This window comes from Bradyrhizobium sp. WD16, assembly GCF_024181725.1.
Classification (GTDB): Bacteria; Pseudomonadota; Alphaproteobacteria; order Rhizobiales; family Xanthobacteraceae; genus Bradyrhizobium_A.
In genome coordinates this window covers 119,309-133,285 of sequence record NZ_CP028908.1, presented here as the reverse complement: position 1 = coordinate 133,285, position 13,977 = coordinate 119,309, and the positions used below count along the sequence as shown (strand labels likewise).

15 protein-coding genes are annotated in these 13,977 nt (G+C 64.3%); 9 read left to right on the top strand and 6 right to left on the bottom strand.

The genetic code is table 11. The annotated features are described in order from the left end of the window. Positions 1-132 precede the first annotated feature (132 nt). The gene (locus DB459_RS00590; protein WP_371926837.1) at positions 133-1,161 is read left to right on the top strand and encodes an extensin family protein; all 1,029 of its coding nucleotides are present in this window, start codon (positions 133-135) and stop codon (positions 1,159-1,161) included. Between the two features lie 213 nt (positions 1,162-1,374). Here DB459_RS00590 and DB459_RS00585 read toward each other — a convergent pair whose 3' ends face one another. After that, positions 1,375-2,049 (bottom strand): L,D-transpeptidase, encoded by a 675-nt coding sequence (locus DB459_RS00585; RefSeq protein ID WP_253710808.1) that lies wholly within the window; start codon positions 2,047-2,049, stop codon positions 1,375-1,377. Positions 2,050-2,394: 345 nt separating this feature from the next. Between DB459_RS00585 and DB459_RS00580 the strand changes: the two genes are divergently transcribed. Then, a complete protein-coding gene (locus DB459_RS00580) occupies positions 2,395-3,372 on the top strand; it encodes a magnesium transporter CorA family protein (RefSeq protein WP_253710805.1) in 978 nt (325 codons plus the stop codon). 489 nt (positions 3,373-3,861) lie between these two features. On the opposite strand, the gene DB459_RS00575 is transcribed toward DB459_RS00580, so the two are convergent. Both DB459_RS00575 and pdxH read right to left on the bottom strand, forming a co-directional pair. Continuing rightward, positions 3,862-4,617: an SDR family NAD(P)-dependent oxidoreductase gene (locus tag DB459_RS00575; protein ID WP_253710802.1), complete on the bottom strand. Its 756-nt coding sequence runs from the start codon at positions 4,615-4,617 to the stop codon at positions 3,862-3,864. Between the two features lie 26 nt (positions 4,618-4,643). After that, on the bottom strand, positions 4,644-5,285 hold the full coding sequence (gene pdxH, locus DB459_RS00570) for a pyridoxamine 5'-phosphate oxidase (RefSeq protein ID WP_253710799.1): 642 nt from the start codon (positions 5,283-5,285) through the stop codon (positions 4,644-4,646). A gap of 98 nt (positions 5,286-5,383) precedes the next feature. Here pdxH and DB459_RS00565 point away from each other — a divergent pair, with 98 nt between their 5' ends. The 3 genes from DB459_RS00565 (at position 5,384) to DB459_RS00555 (ending at position 7,355) form a co-directional block, all read left to right on the top strand. After that, complete coding sequence (locus DB459_RS00565; protein WP_371926836.1) at positions 5,384-5,782, top strand: RT0821/Lpp0805 family surface protein; 399 nt, start codon at positions 5,384-5,386, stop codon at positions 5,780-5,782. 152 nt (positions 5,783-5,934) lie between these two features. Further along, on the top strand, positions 5,935-6,885 hold the full coding sequence (locus DB459_RS00560) for a DnaJ C-terminal domain-containing protein (RefSeq protein ID WP_253710796.1): 951 nt from the start codon (positions 5,935-5,937) through the stop codon (positions 6,883-6,885). Between the two features lie 113 nt (positions 6,886-6,998). Next, positions 6,999-7,355, top strand: a complete 357-nt coding sequence (locus DB459_RS00555; protein WP_253710793.1) for a hypothetical protein — start codon at positions 6,999-7,001, stop codon at positions 7,353-7,355. Positions 7,356-7,376: 21 nt separating this feature from the next. Here DB459_RS00555 and DB459_RS00550 read toward each other — a convergent pair whose 3' ends face one another. From DB459_RS00550 to DB459_RS00540, 3 genes are all read right to left on the bottom strand, one after another. Continuing rightward, a complete protein-coding gene (locus DB459_RS00550) occupies positions 7,377-7,538 on the bottom strand; it encodes a hypothetical protein (RefSeq protein ID WP_253710791.1) in 162 nt (53 codons plus the stop codon). 483 nt (positions 7,539-8,021) lie between these two features. Beyond that, a complete protein-coding gene (locus DB459_RS00545; RefSeq protein ID WP_253710789.1) occupies positions 8,022-8,786 on the bottom strand; it encodes an anti-sigma factor in 765 nt (254 codons plus the stop codon). A gap of 42 nt (positions 8,787-8,828) precedes the next feature. Beyond that, positions 8,829-9,317 (bottom strand): RNA polymerase sigma factor, encoded by a 489-nt coding sequence (locus DB459_RS00540; RefSeq protein ID WP_253710786.1) that lies wholly within the window; start codon positions 9,315-9,317, stop codon positions 8,829-8,831. Positions 9,318-9,631: 314 nt separating this feature from the next. Here DB459_RS00540 and DB459_RS00535 point away from each other — a divergent pair. The 4 genes from DB459_RS00535 (at position 9,632) to aroC (ending at position 13,914) form a co-directional block, all read left to right on the top strand. Further along, positions 9,632-10,809 (top strand): IS3 family transposase gene (locus DB459_RS00535; RefSeq protein ID WP_253706227.1). Its coding sequence is split into 2 segments (ribosomal slippage): positions 9,632-9,946 and positions 9,949-10,809, totalling 1,176 coding nucleotides; the frame shifts between segments, so codons are not numbered across the junction. Between the two features lie 423 nt (positions 10,810-11,232). After that, entirely contained in the window at positions 11,233-12,051 is an 819-nt protein-coding gene (gene fabI / locus DB459_RS00530; RefSeq protein ID WP_253710784.1) for an enoyl-ACP reductase FabI, read from the top strand. Between the two features lie 8 nt (positions 12,052-12,059). After that, the gene (locus DB459_RS00525) at positions 12,060-12,659 is read left to right on the top strand and encodes a histidine phosphatase family protein (protein ID WP_253710782.1); all 600 of its coding nucleotides are present in this window, start codon (positions 12,060-12,062) and stop codon (positions 12,657-12,659) included. 169 nt (positions 12,660-12,828) lie between these two features. Then, positions 12,829-13,914: a chorismate synthase gene (gene aroC / locus DB459_RS00520; protein ID WP_253710779.1), complete on the top strand. Its 1,086-nt coding sequence runs from the start codon at positions 12,829-12,831 to the stop codon at positions 13,912-13,914. Positions 13,915-13,977: the final 63 nt, after the last annotated feature.

Below are 13,977 nucleotides of genomic sequence, written 5' to 3'. Positions count from 1 at the left end.
CCCCGGCGGGTCGGTTCTCGTCCTTGAAGCCGGTCAATGCCTGCCTGCGACAGAGGCGGGAGGCGTGCGGAAGGCTCGAAAGCTGGGCCGCGACACCCCACCGCCGTGCTATGCGCACCCGAGGGAATTGCCATGAAGTTTAGCGTGGCGCGGGACCGCAGCAAATGGGCATCTCGCCTAAGGTCCTGCGGCCAAAGGGCATTGGCACAGTTTTCGGTAGCACTGCTGCTGGCGGCCATCATTCCCGCGGCGTTTGCCGCGGTGCCGCTGCCGCGCCCGCGTCCCGCAGGAGCACCGGCGGCCGTGCCGCAGTACAACGAGGGGGAGGAGGCGAATACGGCGCCGGCTGGCGCCGAGGCGGACAAGGCTGCGCCCGAAGTGTCGGCCTGCCGCAAGGCCCTCAACCCTGACGTCGCGGTGGCGCCGAGTATTCTACCGATACGCGGCCCCGGCGCTTGTGGTGGTGAGGACCTAGTCCGCCTCGAGGCGGTGGTGCTGCCGGACGGGCGCCAGGTGGCGGTCAAGCCTGCGGCGATCCTGCGCTGTGAAATGGCGGCCGCGGTCACCGACTGGATCCGCAGCGATATAACAAAGGTCGCGGGCGAACTCGGTTCGCCACTTAGCGAACTCGATAACTTCGATTCATTCGAATGTCGGGGCCGCAATCGGGTCAGTGGCGCGAAATTGTCCGAGCATGGTCGGGCCAATGCGCTTGACGTCCGCGGGCTGAAGCTGGCCGATGGCCGCTTCGTCGCACTGACTGACCGCAATGAGCCGCGGGCGGTGCGCGAGGAAGTGCTGCATTCGGTCTGCGCCCGCTTTGATACCGTGCTCGGCCCTGGCTCCGATTGGTATCACGAGGATCACATCCATCTCGACCTCGCCGCGCGGCGGGGCGGTTATCGGATCTGCCAGTGGGGCGTCTACGACCCGCTGCCGACCGTGGTGGCGCTGTTGCCGATGCCGCGCCCCGACGAGGCGCCGCCGCGCCAGGAGGCGGGCAACCAGGGCGCCGGTGAAGCCGACAACAGGCAAGGCGGCGAAGGAGAGGCAGATGTCAACGACGGCGAGGCCGCGCCCGCCGAAGCGGCGCCGGAGGCGAAGAAGCCAGCGCTCGAGCCGCGACGCCGGGCCAGGACTGCGCATCGGCAGGCGCGGTGATGGGGAAGTGGCCCCCCGGAAGCCGCCGGGCGTCTCGCAATTACCTGCCGCCTCTGCGCCAGGTCCTCGCGGGCAATGGCGAGACGTAACCCGCCTAGTGCGGTGGATCTGACGCTCGTATCAGCATTGCAGCGAATTCATTCGCAGCACTCTCGCGCTGCCAAAAAACGCCGGCGAGCCCGGCGTTTTTCAACTCGATCTATCGCGGCGCAATCAGTAGGCCGCTCCACCGCTGCCCTGCAGCGCCATCTTGGAATTGTAGGGCGAGTCGCCCTGCTTGGGCTCCAGCACCACGACCACGGTCCCGACCTTGACGCGGTTGTAGAGATCGATCGCGTCCTCGTTGGTCAGGCGGATGCAGCCCGACGAGATCGATGCGCCAATATATTCCGGCTGATTGGTGCCGTGGATCCGGAACAGCGTGTCCTTGCCGCCGGAATAGAGATACATCGCCCGCGAGCCCATCGGATTGTCGGGACCGGCAGCCACAAAGGTCGGCACGCCGAGACGCTCGATCTCGCTCTTGGTCGGATGCCAGGCCGGCCACTCGGCCATGGAGCCGATCTTGGCGACACCCGACCACGCCATGGCCTCTTCGCCGACGGTGATGCCGTAGCGGATCGCCCTGCCGCTATCGAGCACGTAATAGAGGTAATGATTGTCGGAATCGACAACGATCGAGCCCGGAGCTTCCTTGCGATGGTACTCGACGATGGCGCGGCGGAACGGTTCGGCTACCGGGGTTTTCTGGTAGCTGACCTTGGCTAGGTATTCCTTATCGCGTGGCTTGAAATTGGCCTCCGAGGTTTTTTCGTAGGTCGTGGCCTGCATGCATCCAGCCAGCATGAGACCGGCGGCGAGTATCCCGAATTTAGAGGCGCGCGACATCGATAAAATTCCCAACCAATCTCAAAGGCATACCAACAATCCGCGGACCCGCCCTCAAGCGGGCCGCGCCGATTCCAACGTCAGGATTATCGCAAATTAGTGCCACAATTCCAGCGGTTCCGCCGCTTTGTTGCCATGCAGCGGTCGACCTGTGGCATTTCTGCCTCGCTTGCTCCGGCCGGCGGACAAGAACCGCGACGATCGAGAAGCCCTGTCATGCTGTCGTCGCAGGTTCCGGTCAAGAACCGCGTCCGGGGGCCGCCGCCCCGCGGGCGCGGCGCTTGCACGAATCGCGGCGTTTTGCGTTCTGGCCTCTTCGGGACCCGGGGCTGGAGGAGCCGCTTGATGTTGAATGCCTTCGTGCCGACAGGTGCTACGCTCACCAAACTCGACAATCCGAGCCTCGATGCTTTGCCGAGCGAGGCCGTCTGGATTGACCTCAAGTCCCCGAGCTCCGTCGAGGACAAGGCCGTGGAGCACCTTGTCGGCATCGAGATTCCGACCCGCGAGGACATGCAGGAGATCGAGATCTCAAGCCGGCTCTATGTCGAGAATGGCGCCCGCTACATGACCGCGACGCTGATGTGCGCGGCCGATTCCGCCGTGCCGCGCACCACGCCGGTGTCCTTCATCCTCGCCGCCCACCGTCTCGTGACTGTCCGCTATGACGAGCCCAAGCCCTTCCTGCTGGTGCCGGCCAAGCTCGCCCGCGGCTGCCCGGCCAACATCACCGGCGAAGCCATCCTGATCGACCTGCTCGACGCTGTGGTCGATCGCACCGCCGACATTCTCGAGCGCGCCGGCGCGGACGTCGACAGTGTCAGCAGCACGATCTTCGAGCCTGCCGCCGATCGTGGCCATGCCCGCAGCTATTCGCAGATCCTGCGGATCATCGGCAAGAAGGGCGATCTTGTCTCGAAGGTGCGCGAGAGCCTGGTGTCGATCGGCCGCCTGATCTCCTTCGTCGCGGTGGAAACCGCCGAAAGCGGTCGCTGGAGCAAGGAGCAAAAGGCCGCGTTCAAGACGCTGCAGCGCGACGTCCAGTCTCTGACCGACCACGCCTCCTATCTGGCGAATAAGATCCAGTTCGTGCTCGATGCCATGCTCGGCGTCGTCAACCTCGAGCAGAACAATATCATCAAGCTGTTCTCGGTGATGGCGGTGGTGTTGATGCCGCCGACTCTGATCGCCTCGATCTACGGCATGAACTTCAAGGTGATGCCCGAACTCGAGTGGCAGCACGGCTATCCCGTGGCGCTGATCGCCATGGTGCTCGCGGCGGTGCTGCCTTATGTCTTCTTCAAGTGGAAGAGATGGCTCTAGTGTCCTGTCTCCGAATTACCGCCCCATTTGCCTCACCCTCGCACGGTAATTCGGAGACATAGGGACACTAGTAAAATCAAAGTGCTAGTGTGGCTTATGTCTCGCAATTGCCTACGAGAGGCTTGCCGCAAAGGCAGTAGGCAATTGCGAGACGCCACACTAGGTTTTTGTTTTGACGCGTTTTCTTCGAGCGAGGCGGTATCCGGTCGCGGGAAAACGGCACTAGAATCATAACTATGCCAGTGTCCCTTTGGTTCTGACGTTCGTATGAGTACTCGCTGCAAGGGATACGAACGTTGGAACCGGGACGATCGGGCGACGGGCGTTTCATTCGTCCTGAGATGCAGATCTAAAGCCGCTGGCAAAAACTCCGAGCTTGTCGCGGGCATCCACCAATTGGCAGCATTTCAGCGAAGAGAAGGCATGAACGGCCGGGAATAGAGCCCGGCCTCGGCGAACGCCCGCGCAATCTGCGGCAGGCAGTTCGCTTCACACGTGCTGGCCACCGTTGATGTGAATTTCCGCGCCATTCACGTAGGACGAGGTCTCGGTGCACAGCACATAGATGATCTTGGCGACCTCGTCCGGTGTGCCGAGGCGCTGCATCGGGATCTGGCTCTCGACGATTTTTTCGGTGCCCGGCGACAGGATCGAGGTGTCGATCTCCCCCGGCGCGATGGCATTGACCCGCACGCCCTGGCGGGCGAAGTCATGCGCCATTTCCCGCGTCAGCGACGCAAGCGCCGCCTTCGACGTGGCGTAGGCCGAGCCGGCGAAGGGATGGACGCGCGAGCCGGCGATCGAGGTGACATTCACCACGGAGCCCTTGGCCCGTTTCAATTCGTTGATCAGGCCGCGCGCCAGCATGATCGGCGCCATGAAGTTGACGCGAAACACCTTGGCCCAGGTCTCCATATCGGTATCCATGGTGCCGAGCCGGCCGCCGCCCTCGGCTTTGGGCGAGATCGCCGCGTTGTTGACGAGGGCATGCAACTCGCCGGTGTCGAGGCGCGAGCGGATCTCGCGGATCGCCTCGATGGTGTTGTCGGGATCGGCGAGATCGACCTGGATGTGGTCCTCGGGGCCGGCATCCCAGGGGCACTGCTCCGGGAAGGGATGGCGCGAACAGGTGATGACGCGCCAGCCGGCGCTGGAGAAGCGGATTACCGTGGCATGGCCAATGCCGCGGCTCGCGCCGGTCAGGAGCAGCGTACGGCGCTGCTGGTTGGTGGCGGAATGGGGCATTGGCGCGTCCTTATCTCGTTCGGCGGTCAGGGGTAGAGCCGCGTCTTGGCCCAGGCGGCGCCGGTATTCTCGCGCTGGAAGACGACTCGGTCGTGCAGCCGGAAAGGCCGATCATGCCAGAATTCGATAGCGAGGGGCGCAATCCGATAACCGCTCCAGCCCGGCGGCCGCGGCACCTCGCCGATCAGATGACGGGCGGCCTCACGGGCGATGGCCTGCTCGAAAGCGAAGCGGCTCTCCAGCGGCTGGGACTGTCTGCTTGCCCAGGCGCCGATCTGGGCCTGGCGCGGCCTTGTGGCGAAATAGACGTCGGCCTCGGCATCGCTGACCTGCGTCACGGTGCCGCGAAGGCGGACCTGGCGGCGCAACGACTTCCAGTGAAAGACCGCGGCCGCCTTGGGAGTGGCCGCCAGTTCGCGCCCTTTCTGGCTCGCCAGGTGGGTATAGAAGACGAAACCCGCGGCGTCGAACCCCTTGAGCAGCACCATGCGCACGTCCGGCAAGCCGTCGGCATCGACTGTTGCCAGCGCCATGGCGTTCGGGTCGTTCGGCTCGGAGGCTCCAGCCTCTTTCAGCCACTCCGCGAAAAGCGCCAGTGGTTCATCCGCAGCCGTAAAATCACCGGACGTTAACCGGGCCTGGTGTTCCATGTTCGCAGAGTCTGGCATTGTCAGGAGTACCTGTGTTGCATCGGCCACCGACGAGCGGAGCTGTTCCGGCCCTATATAGGCGATGGCGAGGCGCTAGCCTATCGACCGCGACGGGTGTGCTGCTGATCGCGCTCGGCTGTGCCGGCTGCTCCTTCAGGATGGGCGAGACCTATGCGGCGATGAAGGACGACGACGTCACCGGCTCGATCACCCCGGTGGCGCAGAGGGAGGACGTCCCGACCGAGAGCGATCTCGCCTTCGCCCGCACGGCAGCCTCCGACGTGCTCACCCGCGGCGGCAGGGATGCGAGCCAGCCGTGGGAAAACCCGAAGACCGGCGCCCGCGGCTCGGTGACCCCGCTGGCCAGCGCCTACACCTCCGAGGGCCGAATCTGCCGCGATTTCCTGGCGAGCTATGTTCGAGGTCAGTCTGAGACCTGGTTGCAGGGGGAGGCCTGTCGCGGCGAGAAGGGCCGGTGGGAAATCCGCGCGTTGCGGCCGTGGAAACGAAGCTGACCGGCGGGATGTCTGTCGGGCGCCGTAGCCATAGTTGCAAAAATGCCACGGACCTCCCAGATAACCCAGAGCAATGACCCTGATTCCAGGGGCAATGCAGTGTCCTCGATTCTAGAGTATGACACTGCTTTCCGAAAAGGAGATGACGACGGATGCGCGACCCCTACGAGGTCCTGGGGGTGAAGCGGAACGCCAGCGCTGCCGAGATCAAGGGCGCGTTTCGCAAGCTCGCCAAGAAGCATCACCCCGATGCCAACAAGGATGACCCCAAAGCCGCCGCGCGTTTTGCCGAGGTCAATTCGGCTAACGAGATCCTGGGCGATGAGGAGAAGCGCAGGCAGTTCGACCGCGGCGAGATCGACGCCGAGGGCAAGCCGCGTTTCCAGGGCTTTCCGGGCGGTCGGGCAGGCCGTCCGGGGGCCGCGCCAGGTGGCTTCGATTACAGTTTCCGCAATTCAGGCGGTGGTGCCGGCGCTGGTGCCTTCGAGGACGTTCTCGCCAGCATGTTTGGCGGCGCGGCCCGTGGTGGCGCAGGGGGGCCGCGGGGTTTCGACTATGAGACCCCGTTCGGCGGCGTCGACCTCGACCTCAACGTGTCGATGAATGTCTCTCTCGAGGAGAGCGTCCACGGCGGCGAAAAGCGGGTGCGCTTGCCCACCGGCAAGGAACTCGACGTCCGGATCCCCAAAGGGGTCACCTCCGGGCAGCAGATCCGGCTCAAGGGGCAGGGCGAAAACGCTCCGGGCCATCCGCCTGGCGACGTGCTGATTACCCTCAACATCGCCCCGCATCCGCTGTTCAAGATCGATGGCCAGGACATCAGGCTGGACCTGCCGATCACGCTTTATGAGGCGGTCCTCGGCGGCAAGGTCCGGGTTCCGACGCTGGGAGGGGTCGTGGAGCTGTCGATTCCGAAGAACACCACCAGCGGTCGCACCTTCCGACTCAAGGGCAAGGGGCTGCAGAAGCCGCGCTCCGTCGCTGGTGACCTCTACGTCACCGTGCGGATCGCGCTGCCCGACGGCGCCAATGCGGAGCTCGAGGCTCTGATGGAGAAGTGGCGCAGCCAGCACCCGTATAATCCGCGCAGCGGCATGGAATAACGACGTCGCGCAATCAGCCGGTCGCGCTGTCCGCCCCGTTTCGACTTAACCCGGAATGGGCGCAAGTCGCGCCGGCGGGTAGAAAACAGCCAGGAAATGTCTATATATAACAAATGAGCAGTAAAACCGTCAGCCCCGCCCATCTCGCCCGTCTCGAAAAACGTAAGATCGCGTCCGAAGAGGGCGCCCAGGCGATTGCTGAGCAGGAAGCTCGCGCCATCGCCGTCCGCCAGAACATGGAACGATTGCGGGCGCTGCGCCTCGCCAAGGAGGCGCAAGAGGCCGCGCATCCACCAGAACCGTCGCCCAAGCGGGCGAAGGCGAAGAGTGTGGGCATGTCTGCGAAGTCTCCCGCGGGAAAGTCTAACGGCGGCAAGTCCGCTGCCGGCAAGAAGGGCGGCGGCAAGGGGCAGTCGCAGCCGCTCTCGGCCTGGCTCGCCGCCCAGCGAGACACCGGCCGGCTGCGCTGAGGCCAGCCTGCGCGGTGTGTTTCAATTGATCAGCTGATCGCCGATTCCCGACCGGGCACTGTCTGATGTAGCCCCGGGCGCCGGGCCGGCGTCGTGCTTCGCAATTTCGGTGTGCTCGACTGTGCTACGCCCGGTTGCGCGTTTGCGTTGATGCCGCTCGAGCCGCGTCGCGAGGTCGGCCATGATCTCCACCGCGATGCTGTCGGCGACGCGGGCTGAGGGGCCCTTCGGCCCGGTGATCCTTCGCGGCGACTGGAACCATGACGGTGTTGTCTCTAGTGCGGCGTCTCGCAATTGCCTATGCCCTTTGCGGCAAGCCCCTGTAGGCAATTGCGAGACATAAGCCACACTAGCTTTTTGATTTTGCTAGTGTCCTTTATGTCTCCGAATTACCGTGCGAGCGTGAGGCAAATGGGGCGGTAATTCGAGACAGGACACTAGTGCGGTGGATCTGACGCTCGTATCAGCATTGCAGCGAATTCGTCGTACGAGCGTCAGTGCCCGCTTTTCGAAGTTCATGCAACATCGCGGCGACCTCTTACACGAACTTCGGAAACAGGGTGGAACGGGTCTTGCCACGATAATGGAGGCGGTCGCGGAATCGTTCCGCGCGTGCTGGTCGCGCCATGCAGGTGTGGGCCGAATGATCGCCGCCGCTCGCGCCGTTCACCGCGTCTCGATCTGCGAATAGGCCGCCTTTGCCACCATCTTCAATTGTTCCCGGTCGGACGGGCCGCTGACCACCCAGCCGTAATCGTCCTGCGTCCATTCCACCGAACCGGTGGCACCGGCGTTCTTGTAGCTCGGCGACGTCGACGTCGTCTTCAGCGGCGTGCAATAGAGCGTCACCCGCTCGCCCGAAGCGCTCTCGTACATGAACAGCGCCGCCGGCGCGCTCGGGCCCGGCAGCAGCCGGCCGCCGAGGAGCCTGAATCCGAAGGCCGTGAGGTCCGGCGGGCGCAGCGTGGTGCCGACGCGTTTGGACAGCCACGGCAACAGGTGATCCTCATGTCCGCCGACCTCGATCGGATGCCGTGCCTCGCCAGTATAGAGATTATGGGCGGTGACGGCCTCCTCGCGCAGCATCTCCAAGGGACGGATGCTGCCGGCGACTGCGTTACGCGCCATCCACCCGGCGCCGCTGCCGACCACGAAGGCGAGGGCCGCTGCGGCGACCGCAGCCCACAGCCGGCGTCGCGAGCGCCATACCAGCCGCTCTGGATCGAGCCGCCGCGGCACCACCTCATCGGCGACGGCATCGAAACGCCGGTGCAACTCCTCGCCTATCACGCGCCAGGCGCGGACCCGATCGGCATCCTCGGCATGGTTCGAAAGCCAGGCCTCGACGGCGGTTCTGCGCTCTGCGGGCAATTCGCCGTCGACGAAGGCGTGCAATTCGTCCTCGGTGACGGGGATGTCGCGTTCGCTCATCGCCGGTCTCCTTGCTGTCTCATGCTCGTATCCATCTTCGTGTCATTTCACCCGCCGCAATGCCGGACGCTCGCCGTCGAGGCAGGATCTGACATGGGCGCGGGCGCGGGCGAGGCGCGACATCACCGTGCCGATGGGCACGCCCTGGATGTCGGCGACCTCGCGGTAGCTCAGCCCTTCCAGCACCACCAGCAGCAACACCGCGCGCTGGTCTTCGGCGAGCGACGCCAGCGCGGCAGCGATGTCGCGGCTCTCGGCCTCGGTGCCGCTGGCCTCCGCGGGGCCGTCGCCGAGCACGGTGAAGACCGGGCGACGGGCCAGCGAGCGGCGCCGGTTGCGATTGAGATTGGTCAGGATGGTATAGAGCCAGCTCCGCAGGTCGCCGCCGATGAACAGGCGCTCGGAGCGCAGTGCGCGCACCAGTGTGTCCTGGACCAGGTCGTCGGCGAGATCGCGGTCGCGGGCGAGCGCCCGCGCATAGCGCCGCAGCGAGGGGATCAGGCTTTCGATGCTCTGTCGAAACGCGTTCATGGCGGTCCTGCGGATACTCGCTCACCAACCTGGTACCCTGTTTCCGAAGTTCGTGAGTCAGTTGCGGCATCTTCCGGACACGAACTTCGGAAAGCAAAGGGCACTAGAGCGTTTCCCGCGAAGTGGATACCGGTTCGCGCGAGGAAAACGCGTCAAAACAAAAACCTAGTGTCCCGTCTCCGAATTACCGCTTCGTTTGCCTCACGCTCGCACGGTCATTCGGAGACATAGGGACACTAGCAAAATCAAAGTGCTTGAACCTCCTCCGAATTGATGGACACCTGTAGTAGGCTCAGAGAGCCAGGAGGTGTCGGATGGAAACACGTCAACGTCGGTCGTTTACGGACGACTACAAGCGGCAAGCGGTCGATCTGGTTGCTTCGAGCGGCCGCTCGATCGGGTCGGTGGCCAAGGAACTTGGCCTGCGCGATTCCGTGTTGCGGCGCTGGGTTGAACTTCGTGGGGCTGGGCGAGAACCGACGGCGGCGGCGCGGCGCCCCACAACGCAGGCGACGCTGCCGTCGGCGGATCACGCGGCAGAGATCGCCCGTTTGCAGCGAGAGAACGAGCGGCTGCGCATGGAGCGTGACATTTTAAAAAAGTCGATCGCGATCTTTGCTGGAGTTCCGAAATGAGATTTCGCTTCATCGAAGATCGCCGCGCCGACTATCCGGTAAGACTCATGTGCGACGTGCTCGAGGTATCGCCGGCCGGCTATTATGCTTGGCGCTCGCGCCCGCCGAGCCGGCGGACCGCTGCCAATCGTGAGCTCCTGGACGACATCCAACAGGTCCATCGCGACAACCACGGACGCTACGGCAGCCCGCGCATCCATGAAGAACTGAAGGCTCAGGGCCATGGGGCGAGCCGTGGCCGTATCGAGCGATTGATGCGCCATCACGGGATCAGGGCCATTATGGCGCGGCCGCGCCGGGTGCGGACCACCGACAGCCGGCACGATCTCCCGATCGCTCCAAATCTGCTCGACCGCAACTTCATCGCCGCCGCGCCGAACCGGATTTGGCTGGCCGACATCACCTATGTAGAGACCGATCAGGGCTGGCTCTATCTGGCCACCGTTATGGATCTCTACAGCCGCAAAATCGTCGGCTGGGCGATGGAGGATCATCTACGCACCGACCTGCCGTTGGCCGCATTGAAGATGGCCATCGCGGTGCAGCGGCCTGGTCCAGGCCTGATCCACCATTCCGATCGCGGCGTTCAATATGCCTCGGCCGATTACCGAAAGATGATCCAGTCCGCCGGACTCAGAGCCTCGATGAGCCGCAAGGGCAACTGCTACGACAACGCTCCGATGGAGAGCTTCTTCCACACGCTCAAAACCGAGCTCGTCCATCACCGCCACTATGCGACACGCGAGGAAGCCAGACGGGATATCTTTGCCTATATCGAGGGCTTCTATAATCGTATCCGTCGCCATTCGGCCATCGGCTACATCAGCCCGATCGCGATGGAACTAAAAGCTGCTTAACCCTGTCCATTTTTTCGGGGGAAGATCAGCTAGTGTGGCTTATGTCTCGCAATTGCCTACGAGAGGGTTGCCGCGAAGGCGGTAGGCAATTGCGAGACGCCACACTAGTGTCCTGTCTCCGAATTACCGCTTCGTTTGCCTCACCCTCGCACGGTAATTCGGAGACATCAGGACACTAGCAAAATCAAAAAGCTAGTGTGGCTTATGTCTCGCAATTGCCTACGAGAGGCTTGCCGCAAAGGCGGTAGGCAATTGCGAGACGCCACACTAGAGCCTCCGCTCCGATGCCATCGGAGCGGAGAGGGCTCCAGTGTGAAAACACCGGAAATCCCTGTCTATTCCGCAGCCTGTCGCGCTTGAAGCAGGGGGGCGGCTGTGCCATGGAGGGGCCCATTTTGCAAACCGGTCGGGAGTTCGAGTGCAATGGCTGACTATGCCGGGCTGATGAAGGGAAAGCGGGGTATCGTCCTCGGGGTGGCGAACAACCGCTCGATCGCCTACGGGATCGCGCGGGCCTGCCGCAACGCCGGAGCCGAAGTGGGCCTGACCTGGCAGGGCGAGGCGCTGAAGAAACGCGTCGAGCCGCTCGCGACCGAACTCGGCGCCACGCTGTTTGGCCATTGCGATGTTACCGACGAGGCCTCGATCGATGCTGTGTTCGCCGCGGTCAAGGAGGCGTGGGGCAGGCTCGATTTCATCGTCCATGCCATCGCCTTCTCGGACAAGGACCAGCTCGACGGCCGTTACGTCGACACCACGGCGGACAATTTCAGCAAGACCATGATGATCAGCTGCTTTTCGCTGACCGCCATCGCCCAGCGTGCCGAGCACTTGATGACCGATGGCGGCTCGATCGTGACGCTGACCTACTACGGTGCCGAGAAGTGGATGCCGCGCTACAATGTCATGGGTGTCGCCAAGGCCGCGCTCGAAGCCTCGGTGCGCTATCTAGCCGCCGATCTCGGCGGCAAGAGCATTCGCGTCAATGCGATTTCCGCCGGCGTCATCAAGACGCTGGCCGCCTCGGGCATCAGCGATCTGCGCCAGATGCTGAAATGGACAGAGGCCAATGCGCCGCTGCGTCGAAACGTGACCATCGACGAGGTCGGCGATAGCGCACTCTACCTGCTCTCCGACCTTTCGCGCGGCGTCACCGGCGAGGTCCATCATGTCGACAGCGGCTATCACGTGGTCGGCATGAAGCATCCCGACGCGCCGGACATCGCCCTCGGCGGCGACTGAGGCGTGCCATGGCGGTGCCGGTGATCTATTACGTCCGTCACGGCCAGACCGAATGGAACGCGGCCGGCCGCCTGCAGGGGCACCGCGACATTCCGCTCAACGAGCGCGGCCGGCAGCAGGCGCTGGCGGCGGCGCTCGTTCTGCGCGACCTGCTGACCAAGCGGCAGCTCCAGGCGCAGCGCCTGCCTTTCGTCGCCAGCCCGCTCGGCCGGGCGCGCCAGACCATGGAACTTCTGCGCGGCGGCCTTGACCTCGCCCCCGGCGATTACGGCCTCGATGATCGCTTGCGCGAGGTCGCCTATGGCGACTGGGAGGGTTCGACGCTGACCGAGGCGCGGGCGATCTCACCCGAGATCTTCGCAGCGCGCGAACGTGACAAGTGGAGCGTGGCGCCCCCTGGCGGCGAAAGCTACGCCGATCTCACCAAACGGGTTCGCGGCTGGCTGGCAACGCTGACCGGCGACACCGTGGTGGTCGCCCATGGTGGTACCATGCGGGCGGTGATGGTCGAGCTCGGGCTGATCGAGCCTCGCGCCGCGGTCGACCTCTTCATCGAGCAGGGCGTTGTCTATCTCTTTGCCGGCGGCACCTGGAGCAGGCACGGCTAGTGCCCGCTTTCCGAAGTTCGTGTCCGGAAGGTGCCGCAACTGGCTCACGAACTTCGGAAACGGGGTGCCAGTGTCGGTGCCTTGGGCGGGCGTTGGCTCTCGATGATGCGAATTGACCCGTCAGGGCCTTGCGCGTTACGACACACCTCTCAGGTTCTGGCGGTTTGCGATGTCGTTCAACACCTTCGGCCATCTCTTCAGAGTGACGACCTTCGGCGAGAGCCACGGGCCGGCGATCGGCTGCGTCGTCGACGGTTGCCCGCCGCGGCTGCCGCTCACCGTCGAGGAGATCCAGCGCGATCTCGACCGCCGCCGGCCCGGCCAGTCGCGCTTTACCACCCAGCGCCAGGAAGCGGACGTGGTCAAGATCCTGTCCGGGGTGATGGTCGACGAAGCGAACGGCCTTCAGGTCACCACCGGCACGCCGATCGCGCTGCTGATCGAGAATACCGACCAGCGCTCCAAGGACTATTCCGACATCAAGGACAAATTCCGCCCTGGCCACGCCGACTTCACCTACGAGGCGAAGTACGGCATCCGCGATTATCGCGGCGGCGGCCGTTCCTCGGCGCGCGAGACCGCGACGCGGGTCGCCGCCGGTGCCGTGGCCCGCAAGGTCGTGCCGGGTCTGAAGGTGCGCGGCGCGCTGGTTCAGATCGGACCGCACAAGATCGACCGCGCCAAATGGGATTGGGACGAGGTCGACCGCAACCCATTCTTCTGTCCTGACCAGGAGGCGGCGGCGCGCTTCGCCGATTACCTCGACGGCATCCGCAAGAATGGCTCCTCCATTGGCGCGGTGCTGGAAGTGGTCGCCGATGGCGTGCCGGCGGGGCTCGGCGCGCCGATCTATGGCAAGCTCGACAGCGATCTTGCCGCCGCGCTGATGAGCATCAATGCGGTTAAGGGCGTCGAGATCGGCGCCGGCTTCGGTGCCGCCGAACTCACCGGCGAGGAGAATGCCGATGAGATGAGGATGGGCAATCACGGCCCGGTCTTCACCTCCAACCGCGCCGGCGGCATCCTTGGTGGCATTTCCACCGGCCAGGCGGTCGTCGCGCGCTTCGCGGTCAAGCCGACCTCGTCAATCCTGACGCCGCGCCGCACCGTCGACCGCAAGGGCCACGACACCGACATCCTCACCAAGGGCCGTCACGATCCTTGCGTCGGCATTCGTGCGGTGCCGGTCGGTGAGGCCATGGTCGCCTGCGTGATCGCCGACCATTTCCTGCGCCATCGCGGCCAGGTGGGCTGATCTGTCTGCAGGCGCGGGTATCTGACGGGCCACTAATCTCGACAAAAAACAAAGGGCGCCTCG

What these genes read in the sequence shown, in the direction of transcription:
- DB459_RS00590 (WP_371926837.1), top strand. Translation starts at nt 133, where the DNA reads ATGAAGTTTAGCGTGGCGCGGGACCGCAGCAAATGGGCATCTCGCCTA.
- DB459_RS00585 (WP_253710808.1), bottom strand. Translation starts at nt 2,049, where the DNA reads ATGTCGCGCGCCTCTAAATTCGGGATACTCGCCGCCGGTCTCATGCTG.
- DB459_RS00580 (WP_253710805.1), top strand. Translation starts at nt 2,395, where the DNA reads ATGTTGAATGCCTTCGTGCCGACAGGTGCTACGCTCACCAAACTCGAC.
- DB459_RS00575 (WP_253710802.1), bottom strand. Translation starts at nt 4,617, where the DNA reads ATGCCCCATTCCGCCACCAACCAGCAGCGCCGTACGCTGCTCCTGACC.
- pdxH (WP_253710799.1), bottom strand. Translation starts at nt 5,285, where the DNA reads ATGCCAGACTCTGCGAACATGGAACACCAGGCCCGGTTAACGTCCGGT.
- DB459_RS00560 (WP_253710796.1), top strand. Translation starts at nt 5,935, where the DNA reads ATGCGCGACCCCTACGAGGTCCTGGGGGTGAAGCGGAACGCCAGCGCT.
- DB459_RS00555 (WP_253710793.1), top strand. Translation starts at nt 6,999, where the DNA reads ATGAGCAGTAAAACCGTCAGCCCCGCCCATCTCGCCCGTCTCGAAAAA.
- DB459_RS00550 (WP_253710791.1), bottom strand. Translation starts at nt 7,538, where the DNA reads ATGGCCGACCTCGCGACGCGGCTCGAGCGGCATCAACGCAAACGCGCA.
- DB459_RS00545 (WP_253710789.1), bottom strand. Translation starts at nt 8,786, where the DNA reads ATGAGCGAACGCGACATCCCCGTCACCGAGGACGAATTGCACGCCTTC.
- DB459_RS00540 (WP_253710786.1), bottom strand. Translation starts at nt 9,317, where the DNA reads ATGAACGCGTTTCGACAGAGCATCGAAAGCCTGATCCCCTCGCTGCGG.
- fabI (WP_253710784.1), top strand. Translation starts at nt 11,233, where the DNA reads ATGGCTGACTATGCCGGGCTGATGAAGGGAAAGCGGGGTATCGTCCTC.
- DB459_RS00525 (WP_253710782.1), top strand. Translation starts at nt 12,060, where the DNA reads ATGGCGGTGCCGGTGATCTATTACGTCCGTCACGGCCAGACCGAATGG.
- aroC (WP_253710779.1), top strand. Translation starts at nt 12,829, where the DNA reads ATGTCGTTCAACACCTTCGGCCATCTCTTCAGAGTGACGACCTTCGGC.